This window comes from Roseateles sp. FW305-36 (genome assembly GCF_058787015.1).
On record NZ_JBYSZK010000003.1, the window covers coordinates 32,792 to 53,401 of the forward strand.

14 protein-coding genes are annotated in these 20,610 nt (G+C 64.8%); 2 read left to right on the forward strand and 12 right to left on the reverse strand.

The features are described from left to right. Position 1: 1 nt before the first annotated feature. Positions 2-1,597, reverse strand: coding sequence for an XrtA system polysaccharide chain length determinant (locus AC3WOE_RS06835; RefSeq protein WP_492689253.1), 1,596 nt, complete (start codon positions 1,595-1,597; stop codon positions 2-4). A gap of 68 nt (positions 1,598-1,665) precedes the next feature. Beyond that, entirely contained in the window at positions 1,666-2,229 is a 564-nt protein-coding gene (locus tag AC3WOE_RS06840) for an XrtA/PEP-CTERM system exopolysaccharide export protein (RefSeq protein ID WP_492689735.1), read from the reverse strand. A gap of 528 nt (positions 2,230-2,757) precedes the next feature. On the opposite strand from AC3WOE_RS06840, the gene AC3WOE_RS06845 reads away from it, so the two are divergent. After that, entirely contained in the window at positions 2,758-4,365 is a 1,608-nt protein-coding gene (locus AC3WOE_RS06845) for an FAD-binding oxidoreductase (protein WP_492689254.1), read from the forward strand. Between the two features lie 293 nt (positions 4,366-4,658). Here AC3WOE_RS06845 and AC3WOE_RS06850 read toward each other — a convergent pair whose 3' ends face one another. The 10 genes from AC3WOE_RS06850 to AC3WOE_RS06895 all read right to left on the reverse strand — a co-directional run bounded on the left by AC3WOE_RS06850 (position 4,659) and on the right by AC3WOE_RS06895 (position 19,406). Beyond that, the gene (locus AC3WOE_RS06850) at positions 4,659-5,507 is read right to left on the reverse strand and encodes a PEP-CTERM sorting domain-containing protein (RefSeq protein ID WP_492689256.1); all 849 of its coding nucleotides are present in this window, start codon (positions 5,505-5,507) and stop codon (positions 4,659-4,661) included. A 242-nt stretch (positions 5,508-5,749) separates the two neighbouring features. Further along, on the reverse strand, positions 5,750-6,388 hold the full coding sequence (locus AC3WOE_RS06855) for a S1C family serine protease (RefSeq protein ID WP_492689258.1): 639 nt from the start codon (positions 6,386-6,388) through the stop codon (positions 5,750-5,752). Positions 6,389-6,519: 131 nt separating this feature from the next. Next, positions 6,520-7,803, reverse strand: coding sequence for a GNAT family N-acetyltransferase (locus tag AC3WOE_RS06860; RefSeq protein ID WP_492689259.1), 1,284 nt, complete (start codon positions 7,801-7,803; stop codon positions 6,520-6,522). Between the two features lie 36 nt (positions 7,804-7,839). Further along, positions 7,840-10,617, reverse strand: a complete 2,778-nt coding sequence (gene prsT / locus AC3WOE_RS06865; RefSeq protein WP_492689260.1) for an XrtA/PEP-CTERM system TPR-repeat protein PrsT — start codon at positions 10,615-10,617, stop codon at positions 7,840-7,842. Then, entirely contained in the window at positions 10,614-11,978 is a 1,365-nt protein-coding gene (gene prsR, locus AC3WOE_RS06870; protein WP_492689261.1) for a PEP-CTERM-box response regulator transcription factor, read from the reverse strand. The genes prsT and prsR overlap by 4 nt, the downstream gene beginning before the upstream one ends. Continuing rightward, on the reverse strand, positions 11,975-14,059 hold the full coding sequence (prsK, locus tag AC3WOE_RS06875; RefSeq protein ID WP_492689262.1) for an XrtA/PEP-CTERM system histidine kinase PrsK: 2,085 nt from the start codon (positions 14,057-14,059) through the stop codon (positions 11,975-11,977). Before prsK ends, prsR begins: the two co-directional genes overlap by 4 nt. Before the next feature lie 131 nt (positions 14,060-14,190). Continuing rightward, complete coding sequence (locus tag AC3WOE_RS06880; protein WP_492689263.1) at positions 14,191-15,573, reverse strand: TIGR03013 family XrtA/PEP-CTERM system glycosyltransferase; 1,383 nt, start codon at positions 15,571-15,573, stop codon at positions 14,191-14,193. A 686-nt stretch (positions 15,574-16,259) separates the two neighbouring features. Beyond that, positions 16,260-17,402: a branched-chain amino acid ABC transporter substrate-binding protein gene (locus tag AC3WOE_RS06885; protein ID WP_492689265.1), complete on the reverse strand. Its 1,143-nt coding sequence runs from the start codon at positions 17,400-17,402 to the stop codon at positions 16,260-16,262. Positions 17,403-17,519: 117 nt separating this feature from the next. Further along, on the reverse strand, positions 17,520-17,942 hold the full coding sequence (locus tag AC3WOE_RS06890) for a DNA polymerase III subunit chi (RefSeq protein WP_492689266.1): 423 nt from the start codon (positions 17,940-17,942) through the stop codon (positions 17,520-17,522). Next, positions 17,943-19,406: a leucyl aminopeptidase gene (locus AC3WOE_RS06895; RefSeq protein ID WP_492689267.1), complete on the reverse strand. Its 1,464-nt coding sequence runs from the start codon at positions 19,404-19,406 to the stop codon at positions 17,943-17,945. A 30-nt stretch (positions 19,407-19,436) separates the two neighbouring features. On the opposite strand from AC3WOE_RS06895, the gene lptF reads away from it, so the two are divergent. Then, positions 19,437-20,537, forward strand: coding sequence for an LPS export ABC transporter permease LptF (lptF, locus tag AC3WOE_RS06900; protein WP_492689268.1), 1,101 nt, complete (start codon positions 19,437-19,439; stop codon positions 20,535-20,537). Positions 20,538-20,610: the final 73 nt, after the last annotated feature.

Consider the following 20,610-nt stretch of genomic DNA (forward strand, 5'->3'; position numbering starts at 1 on the left):
GTCAAACCACCTGCCGGCTCAGTTGCACAGCCAAGACCGTCAATGCGACGGCAAACATCGCCAGCAGCCCACCGGCACCCGCGGAGAAACGGATCAGCTCGACACGCTGGCGGGCACGATCCGCGTCGGTCACCAGGCGCGTCACGACGCCCAGGATGGGCAGCTCCACGCGAGTGCGCAGGTCGTTGGCGTCATGGAAGACCGGGCGCAGCTGGCTGGCGGCGAAGGTCGTGAACAGACCCACGCCCAGCGCGGCGGCCATGGCACCGGCCAGCAGCAGCAGGCGGTTGGGCGCCACGGGCTTGGGATTGGCCCGCGGCGGATCGATGACGCGGAAGTCGGCCACACCGGAGGCCACGTCGAGTTCACCGGAAATCGATGCCTGCTCACGGCGCTGCACGAGATCCTCGTAGTTGCGCTTGTGGATGGCGTAGTCGCGGTTGAGCTGGGCCGCCTCGGCCTCGACCTGCGGCGCCGTCTTCATCGCGGCCATGGCGGCACCGTAGCGGCTGGAATATTCATCCACGCGCGCCTTCAGCGCGGCGACCTGGACCTCGGCAGTGGCCATGATGCGCACCAGTTCCTGCACAGCCAGGCTGCCACCGTTGTTCTGGCCCACGGAAGCCGTCGGCACGTTCATCGCCTGCTTGCGCAGCTCGGCCATCTCGCGCTTCTTCTGCTCTTCCAGGTCCTTGATGAGCTTGCGCGTCGAGATGATGTCGGGATGCTGGTCGGTGTAGCGCTGCAACAGCGCGTCGAGGTTGCGCCGCAGTTCCGCCAGGCGCGCATCCAGCTCGGGCGTGCTGACGTTGGCGCTGGACTCCTGCATCAGGCTCTGCACCGTCGTCTGACCACCGCCGCGGGCCTTCTCGGCCTCCAGCTGCGCCTTGGCGGCATCGCGGGCATTCACGGCCTCGCGATATTCAAGGCGCGAACGCTCGAGTTGCGTTCCGAGCTCGGCGATACGGGATGCCGAATCCTTGCCGTCGCCGCCCCCCACATTGGACAGATTCTTCAGCCGGAATTCCTTCAGCCGCGTCTCGGCCTCTTCCAGCTTGGCCTCGTAGGCCTTGATCTGCTCGTTGATGAAGGTCGTCGCGGTCGACGTGCCCTGCCGGGTCTGGCCGAGGCTGGACTCCACGAAGATCGACACCAGCGCCTGCACGACGCGCTTGGCCGTTTCGGGGTCGCTGTCGCGATAGCCCAGGATGTAGAGGTTGTCCCGCCCGCTGCTCTGGATGGACAGGTTGCTCGTCACCGTCTCGATGGTGGCTTCCTGCTGGGCCTTGGACTGATTCTTCAGGTCCAGGTCGGCCATGCGCACGAGCTTCTCGACATTGGGTCGGCTGATCAGCGTGCGGCTCAGCATCGTCACCTGCTGCTCGACATTGGGCTGAACGGCCAGGCCCGACATCAGCGGCTTCAGGATGGACTGCGTGTCCACATAGATACGCGCGCTGGCCTCGTAGCGGTCGGGCAGCACGAACACCACCACGGCACCCACCAGGCCGGCCACCCAGGCGACGACCAGGCCGACCCAGCGGTACTTCCACATCCGCCGGACGATGATCAGAAGCTGACCAATCAGCAATTCCATGGAGAACAGTCTCGGTTAAAGCTATCGCAAGGAGGGAGCGAGTGCAGGCCTGCGCCCTCCCCTTCAATTCAGAACAGGCTCTGCGGAATGATGAGGATGTCGCCCGGGCGCATCTCGACATTGGCCGACACGTCGCCGCGCTTGATCAGGTCCTTCAGGCGCACCGAATACTGCTTGTTGCCTTCCGCGGTGCGCAGGATGGTGGCGCTGTTGCCGGAAGCAAAGTCCGTCAGGCCGCCCACGGCGATCATCACGTCCAGCACCGTCATCTTCTGCTTGTAGGGCAGGAACTGCGGCTTGGCAGCCTCGCCGACAACGCGGATCTGCTCGCTGTAGGGGCCGATGAAGCTGGTGACGATGACGGTCACGACCGGGTCCCGCACATATTTGCTGAGCTGCTTCTCGACCTCACGCGCCACCTGCACCGACGTCTTGCCCTGCACGACCATCTCGTCGACCAGCGGTGCGGCGATCTTGCCGTCCGGGCGGACGGGCACCGACATCGACAGCTCGGGGTTGCGCCAGACCTGGATGTTCAGGCTGTCGCCCGCGCCGATGATGTAGCTGTAGTCGTCGCTGGCCACCGCGGGCGGTGCCGGCGGGTAGCTGGTGCTGGCGCAACCGGCCAGCACGCCGATGGCCAGAGCCGCCAACGCACGCCCCAGCCATCCGGCAGCCTTGCCCGCCTTCTGCGAGCCTCTTGCCGACGTCAATTGCGCATCACGGGTGTTCGAAGCGTTCAAGGCGAGTCCTCTGTGGGTCTGTTCATCGAAGGCCCTCGCAAACCGTTGCAATCGAGAGGGAACGGCAAAACCTGCCATCACCAAGGGCCAAAGCCTTGGAATGATGCCATAGGCCTACCCGATGTCAGGCAACCTAAATCGGGGGCCGCCCCCCGTATCGCGGACTTTCACACGGGCCTTGCAGGCCCGAAACCCCACTCAGCCGAGGGGGGCTTGAGCCAGGTTCAAGCGACCCAGCGCCATGAGATTGGCCGTATCGAATACCGCCCCCAAAGCCATGGCACGGTGGCAATAGCTACCAAGTCGCCGCCATCAAACAGCAGATTGCCCCCCGTCCTCTCTGAGGCGTGCTGGTTTGACGAATGGAAGCTCCGACTGAATGACAATCACGCGAGCCGATCGCACACAGGGGATTCCATGCCTACGCCATCCATGGCCGCCGCCCAGCAGGCCTGGCAGCAACTGCTCGGGGCAGAACACGTGCACCTGGAGGGCAATATTCCCCAGCGTTTCACGGCCGATACGAGCAGGACCCCTCGCCACCTGGCCACGGTGCTGAAGGTCAGCACGGCCAAGCAAGTCCCTGAAGTGCTTCGCATCGCACAAGCACACGGCATTCCCATTCACCCCATCAGCACAGGGAACAACTGGGGGTACGGCAGCGCACTCCCCCCGGTCAGTGGCGCCGCCATCCTCGATCTGAGTGGACTGGACAAAATCCTGCACTTCGACGCAGATCTTGGCATCGTCACCCTGGAGCCGGGCGTCACCCAGGGCAAGCTGGCCGAGTTTCTGGATCGGAACAAGCATGACTACATGGTGCCCACGACGGGCGCCGGTCCGAGTGCCAGCTTGCTCGCAAACGCACTGGAACGTGGCTACGGCATCACGCCCTATGTCGATCATTTCGGTGCCGTCACCGATCTCGAAGCCGTGCTGGCCGACGGCAGCATCTACCAGAGCGCATTGCAGGAGGCCGGCGGCAAGGAGCTGGCCCGACTTTTCCGGTGGGGCATCGGCCCATACGTGAACGGCCTGTTTTCCCAAAGCGGCTTCGGCGTCGTCACGCAAGTCAGTATCCAACTGGCCCCTCGCCCCGAGTGCTGCAAAGTTTGCGTTTTCAACCTGCCCAGCGACGATCTTCTGGACGAAGCCGCAACCCGTATTCGAGAACTGCTCAGGGGACTGCCCGGCATATTGGGCGGCATCAACTTGATGAATCGGCATCGCGTCCTGGCCATGTCGGCGCCCTACCCACCTGTGGAACAGCGTGATGCGCAGGGTTTGATGCCCCCCGAATTGGTAGCCGCCCTGGGGAAGCAATACCAGATTGGCCCATGGACCGGATACGCAACGCTATACGGCCGCAAGCGCGTCGTCTCCGCCGCCCAAAAGGAAATTCGGCGCGCCCTCAAGGGCGTTGCAACCCGCCTCGTGTTCCTGTCATCGACACAGGCACGCTGGCTGTCCCTGATCGCCGCCCGCCTGCCAGGGCAACTGGGCGAACGCCTGGGCAAGACAGCCCGCACCCTGAGCTCGTCGCTGCAACTCGTCGAGGGACGGCCCAACGAAACGGCCTTGCCGTTGGCATATTGGCGCTCCAACACCGCGCAGCCTGGCGAAGGACGCAATCCCGCTCGTGATGGCTGCGGCCTGCTCTGGTATGCGCCGCTGGTGCCGATGCGCGCCAAGGATGTCCGCCGCTTCATTGAATTTGCAACCGCGGAGCTGGTCAAACATAGCCTCGAACCCCTCATCACGCTGACCAGCCAGGGCGATCGGCTCTTTGACAGCACCATCCCGTTGCTGTTTGATCTGAAAGACGACAAAGCCAGCGAAGCGGCACGTGAATGCCTTGCGCGACTGACCGAAGGCGGGCGGGCCCTTGGCTTTTATCCGTATCGCCTCCACATCGACGGCATGGAGGCGCATGCAAAACGCCATCCGCATTCCGCCCGTCTCGTCCAGCGGTTGCGGCATGCGCTGGATCCGCACAACCTGCTTTCGCCCGACCGCTACGTTTGACGGCGCTCCACAGTCAGGTCATTACACCAGCGCCACACGGATCGGGGCAAAGGAGCCGCGCCCGACGCCACGCAGCAAAACGGTCCGCCGGTTGACCGCAGCCGCTTGCTGGAGACCTCAAGCAGCCCTGCGCCGCAACGATCCATAGCGCCTGACAAAACTCAGCTCGCTCCGTCCCATCCCCTCGCCTTGTCACATCCGGCGCAAGATCGCCGGAAAATAAAAAAGGCGTCCCATCGGGACGCCTTTTTTGAGACGTTGTCACCTTGTCGGCGACAACTGCGCTGTCCAGCTTACTTGGACGAGCGGCGGCGGCGAACCACCAGGCTGGTGAGGCCGAGGCTCAGACCAACCAGGGCCAGCGAACCCGGCTCCGGAACGGTCAGGATTTCGCCGCGCAGATTCGTCGTGCCCTGATAGCACCAGGCGCCGACGGCAGCGGTGCCGTTCTTGCAACCATTGGCCAGGCCGCCAGACACGTCGTTGGCATTCAGGACGAAGTTGCTGAACGAAGAGTTCAGTTCGACGTCAGCGAAGCCGCCGCCAGCATCGCCCACCGTGTTGGTGTCGAAGGCCGTCTTGACAGCCGCCTGACCAGCGCCACCCAGATTGACGTCAAACAGACCGCGGCCAAAACCGTTCAGCACAGCACCGGTCAGGGCGCCATTGCCGATCAGTTGAACGGCGTTGGAGGAAGCGCCGCCACCCAGGCTGCCGTGACCCGACAGGGTCAACCATGCCGACATGCTCGAGATCTGAGCCAGGTTGGCAACAGAGTTCTGACCGAGCAGGTTCACGAAGCTATTGTTGAAATAGATCGTGGTGGTTGCCGACAGGAATTCCACGGAGGCGCCCGTGAAATTCTGCGAGGTGTTGAGCGTGGTGATGTAGTACAGGCCGCAGTTGCCGCCACCAGCGCAGTAATTGTTGTTGCCGTTCACCGTCGACACGTAGCCATAGCTGACGGCGTTTTGGCCGTTGCCATTGACGAAGGTCTGGGCCAGCGTCGCGGTTTCCAGGTGGGCGGCACCCAGAGACGTGCCGAAATCGACGCCACCAACCACGTAGGCGTTGGCGGACATGGCACCGGCGATGCCGATGGCCGCGCCGAGAGCTTTCAAACTTTGCTTCAGGATCGACATGGTGAACTCCTTGGAGGGAATTGTTGGACTCGGCTGTAAGTTAGTAAACCCCATGCCAACCCATCTTGAGACTGCTAACTCATTGAAAACAAAGAGCTATTCAAATTCGACGAAGTCACCAACCTGCATCGCTGTAAAGTATTTCGACATCCTTGGGCGAGGCGCGATTGGCGGGCGGACGGAGGAGCACACGGCGAAGTGCCGCGAGCGCAACAATCCAACAGAGTCCCGCGAAGCAGCGACTAGGGCGCCGCGACGTCCTTCAGCAACTCGGCGGCAAATCGGGCAGGAATCGCATAGGAGATGCCACTCGGAAAGCTGAGGGCCGCCTCCTTGGTGCCTTTGACGAGCACCATGCTGATCACCCCGACGACTTCGCCGGTTTCAGCATCCAGCACAGGACCACCGCTGTTGCCAGGATAGGCCGTGGCATCGAGCTGCAGCACGTCGAAGCCGCCCTCACGCAACTGCTTCACGGACCGCTCACTCAGGCTCTGGGCGCCAACTGCCGGGGGTGCGATGGCAGTACGTGCGGAGACGATACCCCGGTGTGTGACGTGCGAGTAGCCCAGGGCACCCCCAAGCGGGAAGCCCATCAGCACAATCGGCAGCCCTTCCGGGGCCTCCTGGACCGCCAATCGCAATGCCGGCACCGCCGGCCCATCAATCTGCAGCAGCGCCAAGTCTCGCTCCGGCCTCCTGGCGATCACCCTGGCACTGCGAAGCTGCCACTGCGAAGCCGCGCTCCACACCTGAACGGCGACGCTGCGGTCGATACGGCCCGGCTCTTCCGGCGGAATCACATGCGCGTTGGTGAGTACGTGCAAGCCATCCGCCACAGCGAACCCAGTGCCACGAAACCCAAAGCGAGGACTGTCCATCAGGCCGTAGCTGCCAACGAGAACGACCGAAGGCTTGGTCCGAACCACCAACTCCGGCAATGTTGCGGCCGAAGCACCCGCACCAGCGCAGCAAGCCGCAAGCACGAGCAATGATCTGCGGTCAAGGCTTGTCACAGCTCACCAGCGACGTATTCAGTCTCCAGCGCGCTGACGGCGCGGCGCCAGACCTCGTCAGGCTCATCCACGCGGAAGCCGTAGAACTCACCCGTGTCGCTGTGGTGATGTCGCATCACCTTCACATCGAGGGAGGCCTTGTCCTGAACGCCCAGCTCGACCCAGACCGCGCCGTCGACGCCGACCGGGATGTCGAGCTTGGACTGGGCCTGAAAACCCGACAGGGAGATCTCGATGACCGTCATCACGATGGAGCGCTCGCCGCCGTCCACCCGCAAGCGCAGCTCGGCCGGGCAGCGCAGCGAGAAGCGCTGATGGCGGCGCATGGGATGAAAGCCCGTCGCCGAACCGCTCATCATGGGCAGCACGGCGCGGAACTCGGGCTGGTCGTAGATGGACCACAGCAGCGCCTTGCGCCGGTCATCGAGCTCCTCGAAGACCTTGCTGCGCTGGTTGAAGAAGTGGTCCAGGATGGCGGGCGTCAGCACCGGGTCGTTGGTCGTGAAGTAGCGGCGCTTGGGCAGCTTGATGTGAGGCAGGCGCAGCTGCACGAAGTAGTGATAGAGGTTCTTGCGTTCCTTGCGCTTGCCATAGACGCGCCGGAAGATCTCCTTGGCCACCGGCAGGTCCAGCGTCGCGCCAACCGCGGGCGCACCATTGGCGAAGTCGTAGTTGTCGACGACGGTTTCCTGCAACCGCTCGAAGAAGAGCAGCGATTCGTAGAGCTCGATCTTGTCCGGGTTGACCGCGATGACGAGGTGGCGGGTATCGAAGTACTCGGTGCAGTACTCGTACATGAACTTCATCAACGGGAACAGGATGGCGCCGCCCGTCTTGCGAAAGTCCGGATGCACCGCCAGCGCCGAGATCTCGGCGATCTGCCCCTGCTTGGCACGCACTTCGCTGAGGTCGAAGACCGACTGCAGCGGAAAGCCGAACACGCCCTCGCGAATCATGGACATCGTGCCCACCACGCGGCCGTCGTACTTGGCGCACAGCGTCGTCGTCGTCGGCAGCGCGTGATACATCGTGACGCGCAGGCCCGACGGCGAGGGCTTCATGAAGCCGCTGGCGACATAGGCGTCGTGCAGGATGCGGAAGCAATCCTCCAGTTCCTCGCGGGTCTCGGCGACCTTGAGTTCCAGCCGCGCATCCGGCGCCGGATCGCAGTCGATCATGGCGCGATAGATGCCGTGGCGCGTATCCCGAGGCAGCCGAGCAAATGCCCGACGCATCAGCTGGTGCATCCGCTTGCGAAAACTCGCTTGCTTGATCTGCATTCGACTCAGCTTTCGAAGGTGCGCGCGCCAGATCTGCTACAGGGAGGCGAGGAGTTTTTGAACCGCGTCCTGCGCTTCAAAGTTGCTGCCCAATGCGGCCAGGCGCTCGAGCTCCGCACGCGCTTCAGGCTTCTGCCCATTCTTGATCAAGTACTGCGCCAAGTGCAGGCGGAGGATGGGCATGTTGGGGTTGCGCTCCAACGCTCGCTTTTGCAGAGCCAAAGCCTTGTCAAGCCGCCCCGAAGCCGCCTGGATCTCAGCCACCGTGTCGAGGACTGCATCCACATCAGGCGCAAGGGCCAGAGCCTTCTCACCCATCTCGAGCGCCCCGGGTTTGCCGGTGCGGTACATCACCCAGGCAAGATTGTTCAGCACGAGCGCGTTTGCCGGCTGAGTCGCGACCGCCTTGCGGAAATGCTTCTCGGCGCGCTCATAGTCCCCCTGCCCGACGGCCGACTCGCCAAGATAGACGTTGAACATGGGCGAGTCCGGGTGCTTGTCCAGCCAATCGTTGGCAAGCTTGTCGGCCTCCGCCGCCTGGCCAGCAGCCTTCATGGCTTTGTACAACTTGACGACGGCTTCATCGGAAGGGCGCTTGGAGAATGCCGCCTTCAATGCCGCCGTGGCACCGACACGATCACCCTTGATCGTCAGCAGATCCCCCTCGAGAGACCAGCCCGTCGGGTCGCTCGGGAATTGTTTCTGCACACCCTTCGCGACGCTCATGGCCTCCTCTGTCTTGCTCAAACGGGCCAGCAGCGAAACCAGCCGCACCTGCGCAGGCATGTAGTCGGGCTTGAGTGCGATCACCTTGCGCAACTGGGCAATGGTCGCAGGCAGGTCCTTGCGAGCCATTTCCACGTCCACCAAATACATCAGGGGCTCCACTGCATTCGGCTTCAACGTGGCAGCTTTCGAGAACGACTGGGCCGCTTGGTTGTAATTGCCGAGCGACAGTTCCGCCAGCCCCTGGCCTTCGATCAGGCCCACACTGTCGGAAAAACGCGCCAGACCATCCCGGGCCGCTTTCAGTGCAGCCTGTGAATCGCGCTGGTCAAGCAGGGTGCCGACGAGAGTGACGCGAGCCGATTCGGAGTCAGGGAAGAGCTTCACGGCTTCTTCGAGCTGCGCGCGGACTTCCTCCGGCTTGGCACCCGCCCGCGCCCGGGCCGCAATCAGGCCCAGCCGAGCGCCGACGTCCTTCGGCGCCGCAACGACGAGCTTCTCGTAGCGCGCCACGGCACTGGCCGGCTTGGCGTCATCCAGATCAAACACGGCCAGCGCAATGACGGCGGGCGAATAGGAGCTCTGGCGAGCGACGGCCTGCTCATACAACTCGCGCGCCTTGTCGCGGTGCCCGCGCGTCTGTTCGATACGGCCGCGCAGATAGGGAGCAACAGGACCACCGGGTTGCTTGCGTTCCACGTCATCCAGAACCGCCAGGGCGTCATCCAGGCGATTGTTGCGCGCATGGGCCATGACCATGGCGATCTCGGCGTCAATGCCACGGGAAGAGCCAGCAATGGACTTCAACTCGGACATGCCCTGCTCGGCACGACCTTCCTCCAGTGCGGACAACGCCATTGCGGTTCGCCCGCGCTCGTCTGCCGGGTTGCTCGCCACCGCCCTGGCATACATCTTCTTCGCGGCCTCCCTGTCCCCCTTCTGCAGATAGCACTCTGCGGCCAGCGAATAGACCTCCGCGGGCACACGCCGACTGCCGTCGAGCAGGGGTTGCAGGAAGCTCAGCGCCTTGGCCGGCTCGCCAGCCCGCATCTGAGCGCGAGCCATCAGCAGGCGGACGGCATCCGGCGCCGGCGAATCGGCCAGCGCCTTGCCCAGATGAGCGACCGCCTGCAGGTAGTTGCCTCGTTCGTACTCGATCGCGCCGGCCAGATGCAGGAAGCGCGGATTGTTCGGTGCGACGCGCAGCAGTTCCTGGGCGGATTCGAAGGCGGTCTTCAGGTCTTTCCGCTCGTAAGCGATCATCGTCGAGAAGTAGCGGCCCTGCACGCTCCTGGGCTGCACCTTCTCCAACTGGGCCAGTTCACGTTGCGCACCATCAAAGTCCCGTTGACGAATCAGCTCCTGGGCAATGCCGACGTGGACCTGCGCGTTGTCGGGCATGCGCCGAAGTGCCTCACGATAAGCGGCCAGCACCGCCGCCGAATCCCTGCCGGAGGCCAGCAGTTGTTCAGCCTTGGCCACCCAGGGGTCGCCGGATTCCGGCGCCAACGTGATCGTTCGTTCGATCTGAGCCAGAGCACCGGCATCGTCCCCGGCGACATGCAGCAGTTGCGCCACCAGCAGGTTCGCCGTGACGTTTTTCGGATCCGCCTGCAATGCGGCATCGGCGGCTTCACGAGACAGCTGGTACTTGCGCTGCACGCCATAGGCTCTCGACAAAGTGGCCTTGAGCTCGGCACGCAATTTGGGCTCGTCGATCTGCAGGCCCGCAAACTCGGTAATGAACTGTTCGGCCTCGCCGTTGGCCGTCATTGCTGCGCCTATCGGTGCGGCCAGTTGCGCGACGGGATACCCAAGCTCACGAGCCTTGGACAGTTCAATCAAGGCTTCCGACGCACGGCCAGCCTCGAGCAGACTCTTGCCGAGCAGGAAGCGCGCTTCTGCATTGTTGGCGTCCTGCTGCAACGCATTCTTCAGCTCGATGGCGGCAGCCCCGTAGTCCTTCTTCTGCATCAGGACCTTGCTGGACTCGATCAACTGAGCCGGACTCTTTCCCCAGCATCCCGACAGCAACGCGGATGCGACAAGGGCACAAGGCAACAGACCCAGCTTGAAAATATTGCTCATGTTTTGATCTGCAACCGGTTCATCATGTCGTAGAGGGTCGGGCGGCTGATGCCTAACAATTCGGCCGCACGGACGATATTGCCATCGGTACGGGCGAGCGCAGTGATGACAGCCTGGCGCTCAGCGTTTTCCCGGACAGTGCGCAGGTCCAGCGTCGCGTTGTCGTCGGTCGGCTCAGGGCTGGCGCGCAGGCCGAGGTCCAGTGCGGCGATGCGGTCGTCCTCACACATGATGACGGCACGCTTGAGCATGTTCTGCAATTCGCGCACATTGCCCGGCCAGCGATGCACCTCGAGCGCGCGCACGGCATCGTCGGCCAGCGTCGGCACGGGGCGGCGCATCTCGGTCGCGAAGCGCCGCGCAAAGGCGTGCGACAGCAGCACCGGGTCGCCCAGGCGTTCACGCAGCGGCGGGATCTCCACGACGATCTCGGCGAGGCGGTAGTAGAGGTCTTCGCGGAAGCGGCCGTCGGCGATGCGGGCCTTGAGGTCCTGGTGGGTCGCGCCGACGACACGCACGTCGATCGGGATTTCCTGCCGGCCGCCCACGCGCTCGATGACCCGCTCCTGCAGGAAGCGCAGCAGCTTGGCCTGCAAAGGCATGGGCAGGTCGCCGATCTCGTCCAGCATCAACGTGCCGCCATGGGCGGTCTCGATCTTGCCGAGGGTGGACTTGGTGGCACCGGTGAAGGCGCCCTTCTCGTAGCCGAAGAGCTCGCTCTCCAGCAGCGTCTCGGGGATGGCCGCGCAGTTGATGGCGACGAAGCGGCCCTTGCGCTTGGAGGCGTCATGCAGGCCCTGGGCCAGCACTTCCTTGCCGGTGCCGCTCTCGCCGAGCAGCAGCACCGTGGCATCGCTGGGCGCAACCTTCTCGATCATGCGGCAGACGCGCTGCATGCCCGGATCGCGTGTGATCAGGCCCGAGAAGACATCGCTGCTTTGCTGCATCTGCAGGCGGCGGTTCTCCTGCTGCAGTTCATAGAGGCGGTAGGCCCGTTCGACGGTCAGGCTGAGCACGTCCGGATCGACGGGCTTGGCGAGGAAGTCGTAGGCGCCCATGCGGATGGCGCGCAGGGCGTTGTCCTGGTCGTTCTGGCCGGTCAGCACGATGACCTTGACGCCGGGGTCCAGCTCGAGCAGCTTCTCCAGGCATTTGAAGCCCTCGGACACCGAGTCGCGATCGGGCGGCAGGCCGAGGTCCATCGTGACGACGGCGGGGCTGTTGCGGCGGAACTGCAGCACTGCACTGGCCACGTCATCGGCCGTGACCGATTCGAAACGGTCCAGCGACCACTTGAGCTGCTTCTGCAGCGCCAGATCGTCCTCGACGATGAGCAGCGGCGCGTGGCGGGGCGTGCTCATTGGACGTCCAGGGCCGTCAGGGGTACGTCCGCCTGCGCATGGAACAGCGGGAGCAGCAGGGTCACCGTGGTGCCCCGGTTCAATTCACTCTGCACGCTGATCTTGCCTCCCAGTTCCTGTACGTATTGATAGCTCTCGTGGGCGCCAATGCCCATGCCGCTGGCCTTGGTGGTCTGGAACGGCTTGAAGAGTCGATTCTGAATGAAATCCTCGCTCATGCCGCAGCCGCTGTCCTCCACGCGAACGCGGGCCTGACTGCCTTCGGCATCCAGCATCAGGAGGACGCGCCCGCTGGCCGGCGTGGCGTCGAAGGCGTTCTGCACCACATGGCCGAGCACCCGCTCGACGCGCTCGGCATGGCCGCGCGTGCTGACGCCCGGCTGCAGCTCCAGTTCCAGCACCCTGCCCTTGCTGGATGCTGCCGCGGCGAGACGCTTGGCGATCTGTTCCAGGTCAACGCCGCTGGTCACGCCATGCGGCTTGTCGCCCTCGCGCAGCTGCAGCATCAGCTGACGCATCTTTTCGAGGGAGTTCTCGACGGTGTCCAGCATGTCCTGCTGGAACTCCGGGTTGTCGCGCAGGCGCTTGGCGTTCTTCATCATCAGCGACAACTGCGTGACGATGTTCTTCAGGTCGTGCACCACGAAGGCCGACATGCGATTGAAGGCATCGAACTTGCGCGCCTCCAGCAGCGCCTCGGTGGCCTGGGCCTGGTCCAGATACCCTGAAGCCTGGCTGGCGGCCGTGCGCAGCAGGTCGCGCACCTCCCAGTTCAGCTCCACCACGGCGCGCGGCCGCCCCAGCACGGCGAAGCCGATCAGGGCTTCACGCACCAGCAGGGGGACCAGCAGCCAGCAGCGCGGCTCCTCAGCCAGCCAGGCCGGCAGCTCCAGGCCCGGATAGGCTTCGGGCCGCTGGCGGTATTCGTCCAGGTCGACGATCCAGGCCCGCTCGCGCCAGAACGTCGCCAGCGGGCCGCCACGCGCCTCAACGACCGGATGGGCCGGCAGGTTCCAGCGGGCGGCCTGCGCGAAATCGCCTCCCGCGCTGCGTTGCAGCCACAGCATGCCGCTCGGACTCTCGACCAGGTTGGCCAGCGCCCGCACCACCGTCTCAGCCGTGTGCTGGGGCTCCGCGCTGCCCGACAGCAACTGCGTGAAGCGCAGCCACTCCTCGCGGTAGTCGTAGCGGTAGCTGAAGAAGTTCTTGCTGATGTAGACCCGCAGCCGCGCACGCATCGAGCCCGAGCCGATCAGCAGCGTCAGCGCCACCAGCGCCACGAACACCAGCGCCACCGACAGGGCACGCCCCCACTCACCACCGGTGTAGCGCACGTAATAGCCCACGCCAGCCACGACCAGCAGATAGGCTCCGACCAGCAGCAGCGTGGCGGAATGGAAGACCGCCGCGCGCGACACATGCAACTTGCCCAGCCAGTCGGCATGCCGGCGGGAAGCCACATAGAGCAAGGGCACCGCCGCCGCGTGGACGAGCGAGCGCACGCTGATGGCATCGCCGTCGAAACGCTGGAACAGCGCCGCCTGAGAGCCGATGAAGAGGTCGAAGACGAAGATCGCGCCCAAGCCCAGGCACACCGGCTTGGCGTTCCAGCGTGCGTCGGGGGTCGCGTTGCGCAGCATCTGCTCGACCAGTACCAGGCCCAGCACCGCCAGGCCCAGCGCGGCAAAGGCCTGGGGCCGGGCCATGCTCTCCGACGGCAGCGACTCGCCGAAGGCAATCAGGGTCAGGCGCGTCAGCACCGCTGCGACGGCAATGGGGCGTATCCAGCCCAGGCCACCGCCCCGCCGCGGCGGCGGCAGCAGCATCAGCATGAAGGCGAACCAGAGGCCGAAGCGCAGCAGATCGAGGCTGGGCACGACCCAGGTCGGCAGGCGATCCGACCAGTGCCGCTGCTCGTCCACCAGGGCCGTCCCGGCCCAGATCGAACTGAACGCCAGCGCCGCCAGGAAAACGACGGCAAGCGGGGAGATGGGAAGGTTGCCGCGCAGCAAGCGCAGCGCGAAATAGAGCGCAAACAGCCCGTAGGCCACGCAGCAGATCAGATCGCCAAGGCTGCTCAAGGGGAAGAAAGGAGCCAGCGCCTCAACCATGGCGCCGGGGGCAGAGTCCAAAGTGGAGACAAAAGACATGCGTCATTCAAGCATGCCGCTGACCGGCGGGCATCGGCGCTTACGCCGAAGGGGCGTCGCGCTCAGCGAGCGCCCTTGCCGGTCAACACCACCGCCACGGTCTCCAGCATGATCAGCAGATCGAGGAAGAGGGAGTGGTTCTTGACGTAGTACAGGTCGTACTGCAGCTTTTCGACCGAGTCCTCGATCGTCGAGCCATATTCGTAGCGCACCTGGGCCCAGCCGGTGACACCCGGCTTCACGCTGTGGCGCACGGCGTAGTACGGAATCTTGCTGATCAGCTCGTCGACGAAGAACTGGCGCTCCGGACGCGGGCCGACCATGCTCATCTCACCCCACAGCACATTGAAGAGCTGCGGCAGTTCGTCGATGCGCACCTTGCGGATGAAGCGGCCGACGCGGGTCACGCGGTCGTCGTTCTTGGTCGCCCAGCGCGGCTTGCCATCCTTCTCGGCATCGGTGCGCATGCTGCGGAACTTGATGACGTTGAAGGGCACGCCATTCAGGCCGACGCGCTCCTGGCGGTAGAGCACCGGGCCGCGCGACTCGAAGCGGATGGCGAATGCCGTGACCAGCATGATGGGCCAGGTCACTGCGAGGATCAGGGCGGCGAAGATGATGTCGCAGACGCGCTTGATCGCCGCGCGCAGCATGCCCTGGCTGAAGCCATCGCCGAACACCAGCCAACCGGCGTTGACGTGCTTGATATTGATCTGGGCCAGCGTCTTCTCGAAATGGGTGGCGATGTCCACCACGCGCACGCCCGACAGCTTGCAGTCCAGCAACTGGCGCAGCGGCATGCTGCCGCCACGGCGCTCGCTGAGGGCGACGACGATCTCATCGACGTTGTGCTTCAGCGCGGCTTCGGTCAGGTTGGCGCCGTCATTGATGATCTCGTCGCGCGGCACTTCGGGCTGGTCCTCGTTGGGACCGGCGTAGAAGCCGACGATCTGGGCATGCGGGTCGGAGGCGCGCAGGGTATTGCCAACGGTGCGGGCCGCAACGCCGGTACCGAAGACCAGGATGCGACTGCGCAGGCGCGCCTGGGCGCCCGAATGGGCCGCGTAGACGCGGTGCACCATCACCGCGGCCACGGCCATCATGGCCACCACGGTCAGCAGGTCGCGGTGGCTGGTGTTGGAAGGCACCAGGCTGAAGATGGCATAGGCCAGCGGCAGACCGAAGAGCAGGCCGAACAGGGCGCGGGCACAGGACTCGGTGATCGAGCGGTTGTGAACGTGTTGGTAGAAGCCCGTAGCCGAATTGATCACGAACATGCAACCGGCCAGCGAGAGGCCGTGCGAAGCCGCGAAGGGCAGCACCGTCTGCGCCGACTCGCCTTGGCTGAGAACGACAGCGATGACTGCAAAAACAATCAGGCCAAGATCGAAGAAGACCTGAAGTAAGGTCTGCTTGTGCAGGTAATGGTTGAATATTCGAATCATTTGCATCCCCGATCACTACTGCCTGGCGTTTTCCGCATTTGCAATCCGATTAACGAAATTCGAAAAGTATCGATATTCCATTCACCCTCGCACACAGGCCGCCTGTCGCATCACCACCTTGCGGCAGCCCGACAGTCGCGGACTGCCTCGGAGACCGCCCGACTGGCCTGTGGAAGTCCCGGGCTTGACGCAGCAACGGACATATCCGACCAGCCCTTGATCGCGCCGGCATCATGCCTCTGCCCCCCAGGCTTGAAAGCCCCCCGTTTAGAGGGGGCTTGCCCCTTGAATCCGTGTCGCGGCCGCCGCCGCCGCGGCGCGCCGCGACGGTCATTTTCACAACGGGCGGCAGTAGAACCGAAAGCGGGCGACAGCACCATGACAAGGTGGACGACTGCGCTTCAAAGCGTGCGAAACGCACACGCCCTCCTTTGAAATCCGACGAAACCGGTTTATGGGCCGTGCATCGCCAGCACGGTCACGCCGCCGCCTGTAAATACTGCGGCAAATCCATCTGGGCAGTATTCACGAATCCGGCAAAAGCCCTGTCGCAGTAGCGCGGCATTTGTCGTCCTTGAATAGCCTATTTCAAAACGGCGTGCCGCAAAAGAAAAAGCCCGCCGGAGGCGGGCCCTTGGGCGCGAACAACGTCCGCCGCGGCGGACGTTCTCTGCGGCGTCGCTGGATCAGCGCACCACGGCGAGCTGCTCGCGAGCACCGCCCTTGTAGGTGTACAGCGTCAGGGCGCCGTTCTTGATGTCGCCCTTCTCGTCGAAGGCGATGGTGCCGGTCACGCCCTTGTAGCCGGCGGTCTTGGCCAGCACCGGCAGGTACTTCGCCGGCTCGGCGGAGCCGGCCTTGGCCATGGCGGCAACCATCACGTTGACGGCGTCGTACACATAGGGCGCGTAGATCTGCACGTCGACGTTGAACTTGGACTTGAACTTGGCCTTGAAGTCGTCCATCGACTTCTTGGCCTCGCCTTCGACGCCACCGGCTTCGGCGCAGACGACCTGGCCGTCGCCCATGGTGCCGGCGGCCAGCTTGGGCAGTTCGCCCGTGCAGATGCCGTCGCCACCCAGGAACTTGGCTTCGATGCCCAGCTGCTTCATCTGGCGCAGCATCGGGCCGGCCACGGCGTCCATGCCGCCGAAGAAGACCACGTCGGGCTTCTTGGCCTTCAGGGAGGTCAGGATGGCGGTGAAGTCCGTGGCCTTGTCGTTGGTGAACTCGCGACCGACGACCTTGCCGCCCGCGCCCTTGACGCCCTTTTCGAACTCGTCGGCGACGCCTTGGCCGTAGGCCGTGCGGTCGTCGATGACCGCGATGGACTTGCCCTTCAGGTCCTTGGCGGCGTAGCGGCCCAGGGTGCCACCCAGATGCACGTCGTCAGCCACGACGCGGAAGGTCGTCTTGTAGCCGTTGCGGGTGAACTTGGGGTTGGTGGCCGACGGCGAGATCTGGGGGATGCCAGCGTCGCTGTAGACCTTGGAGGCCGGGATGGAGGTGCCCGAGTTCAGGTGGCCGATGACGCCGTTGACCTTGGAGTCCACCAGCTTCTGGGCGGCGGCGGTGCCTTGCTTCGGATCGCCGGCATCGTCTTCGGCCAGCAGTTCGAACTTGGCCTTCTTGCCGCCGATCATGACGCCCTTGGCGTTCAGTTCCTCGATGGCCAGGCGAGCACCCAGCTCATTGTCCTTGCCCAGGTGGGCGATGGCGCCGCTGGTCGGGCCGACGTGACCGATCTTGACCACCAGATCCTGAGACATTGCGGCACCGCTGAGCAGCGCTGCCACTGCACCGACCACCACATTCAATTTGACTTGCATGGATCAACTCCGGTTTGAAATGGAAAGGAACAAACAGACAACTGTTGATTTTTCAACCAATTGAACATACCCCAAATCCGGGGGGCTCTCATTCGGGAAAGCGTGGACGCAGCGTTGTCAACCCGCCGCTGAAAAGTGGTCCAGCTTGGCACCGGCCTGTTGATAGACGCGATAGCGCGCACGCCCGGCCTGAACGCGCTCGGGCGACTGGCCGATGACCTCCAACACGCGTTCAAATGCAAGCGCGTCCGAAGGCATGTCGTCGCCCAGATTCAACAGCAGTCCGCGATGCGGCAGGCGCGCCGCGTCATCAACCAAGAGGACCTCGCCCGGCGCGGGCGGCGTGGTGCCGTCCCAACGCCGATGCGGGATGAACTCGGCCGCATCGAAGCTCCACAGCAACTCGTCTAGACGAGTGGCCTGGGCCGGCCCCACGCAGACCCCCACGGGCTTGCCCGACGCGAGGGCGCGACGGATCAGCCGGCAGGCGTATTGCAGGGGGTCGGCCGCGTCGCTGTAGAAGCTGACCTGGATAGGCACTTACTTGGCGTGGCTCAACACGAAGTGGGTCAGCAGGCCCACCGGACGACCGGTGGCGCCCTTGGCGGCACCGCCCTTCCAGGCCGTGCCGGCGATGTCCAGATGGCCCCAGCGGTATTTGCCGGCGAAGCGCTGCAGGAACTTGGCCGCCGTGATGGAGCCGCCCGCGCGGCCGGCGATATTGGCCACGTCGGCGAAGTTGCTCTTCAGGCCTTCGGCGTAGTCGTCGTCCAGCGGCATGCGCCAGCAGGGGTCGAGGGCGGCATCGCCCGCGGCGGCAAGCGACGCGGCCAGCGCATCGTCGCTGGCATACATGCCGCTGCGCACGCCACCCAGGGCGATGACGCAGGCGCCGGTCAGCGTCGCCACGTCGACGACGACGGCCGGCTTGAAACGCTCGGCATAGGTCAGCGCATCGCAGAGGATGAGGCGGCCTTCGGCGTCGGTGTTCAGGATCTCGATGGTCTGGCCCGACATCGACGTGACGACGTCACCCGGCTTGACCGCATGGCCGCTGGGCATGTTCTCGCAGGCCGCCACGATCATGACGAGGTTGAGCTTGGGCTTGAGCTCGGCCACCGCGCGCAGCGTGCCGATGACGCTGGCCGCGCCGCCCATGTCGAACTTCATCTCGTCCATCTCGGCCCCCGGCTTCAGCGAGATGCCGCCGGTGTCGAAGGTGATGCCCTTGCCGACCAGCACGACCGGCGCCACCGTCTTGGCCGCGCCTTCGTAGCGGGCGACGATGAAGCGCAGCGGCTCGTCGGAGCCCTGGGCCACGGCCAGGAAGCTGCCCATGCCCAGCTTCTCGACGGCCTTGCGGTCCAGCACCTCGACCTTGAGGCCATGGGTCTTGCCCAGGCCCTGCACGACGTGGCCGAGATAGGTCGGCGTCGCGTAGTTGGCCGGGCGGTTGGCGCATTCGCGCGCCAGCTCGACGCCGGCGGCGATGGCCTCGCCGCGCGCCAGGCCCGCCTTGGCCGCCTTCACATCGGCCTTGCCCACCAGCAGCGCCAGCCTGGCCAGCTTGGATGCGGCGGGTGCGCTGGGTTTGGTGTGGCGGTAGAGATAGACCGCGTCCGTCGCAGCCAGTGCCGCCTGCTCGGCCAGAGCCTCGGCCATGCCGGCGTCGAAGCCGGCAAAAGCCACGGCCGCGCTGACCGCCCCACGCGACTTGATCTGGGCCAGGCCGGCGGCCAGTGCGGCGCGCGCCGCGGCGAGCGACGTCTTGCCGCTGGCGGCGAGCACCAGGCGAGGCGACTTGATGCCTTCGGCGTGCGTCAGCGTCAGCGCCTGGCCGCCCTTCAGCGCGAAGTCGCCGAGCTTGATGGCAGCCTGGGCGTGCTTGGCCACCACCGCATCCAGACCCTTGGGGAGAGCTTCGCCGCCAAGCACGACGACCAGGGCGTCGGCCGTTGCGCCCGCGAGCGCATCGAGCTCAGCGGTTTGAATCTTGAAGTCCATAATGACTAGAAGTAGATAGAAGTGCGTTTGATGTTATTCGATTCATCCACGCGATCGGAGTTGGCCAAGAGCTTCGGCGTCACCCTGGTGGTCATCCTGACCATCATGTTGACGTCGACCCTGATCCGCACCCTGGGCCAGGCCGCGGGCGGCAATGTCGCGCCGCAGGACGTCGTGCTGCTGATGGGCTACGCCACCATCTCCCACCTGGCGACCATGCTCATCCTGTCGCTCTTCGTCGCCGTCGTCATCACCCTGAGCCGCTCCTACCGCGAGTCGGAGATGACGATCTGGTTCGCCAGCGGCGTGCCGTTGTCGCGCTTCGTGCGGCCGGTGCTGCGCATGGCCTGGCCGGTGCTGCTGGGCGTCGTCGTGCTGGAGTTGCTGGTTTGGCCCTGGGGCAACCAGAACAGCGCCGAGCTGCGCGACCGTTACCAGAAGCGCGGCGATCTCTCGCGCGTGGCGCCGGGCCAGTTCCAGACTTCCCGCGACGGCAGCCGCGTCTTCTTCATCGAGCGCGACGGCGACAACGCCGCCACCGGCCGCAATGTCTTCATCCTCGCCAATCTGCATGAGCGCGAATCGGTGACCACCTCGGCCCGCGGTCGTCTCGAAATGGAAGGCGACGACCGCTTCCTGGTGCTGGACCATGGCCAGCGCAACGAGACCCAGGGCAAGACCGGCGAGAAAAGCCTGGCCCGCTTCGAGCAGTACAAGGTCATGACCGACACCCAGGTGCTGGCCAATGCCAACCAGCTGCCGCCCAAGGCGATGGCGACGCTGGACCTGCTGCGCCAGCCCAACCCCAAGAACCAGGGCGAGCTGGCCTGGCGCTTCGGCATGATCCTGGGCGGCTTCAACATGGCCCTGCTCGGCGTCGGCCTGTCGGCCTCCAACCCGCGCCGAGCCAGCAACTGGAACCTGCTGTTCGCGCTGCTGGCCTTCATCGTCTACTTCAACCTCATCAACCTGTCGCAGTCCTGGGTGGGCAATGGCCGCACCGACCTGGCCCGCGGCCTGGTGACGGTGCACGGCAGTGCCCTCTTGCTCGCCCTCGCCATCATCTGGCTGCGCGACAACGCCAACCGCTTCTGTCTGCGCCGCCGCACGGGCAAGGAGGCCACGGCATGAGGGCCGACGCGCTGGGCCGCCCCGAGCCAGGTCCTGCCCTCTCGGAGGGTCGGTCGCTGTGCCCGGCGACCGG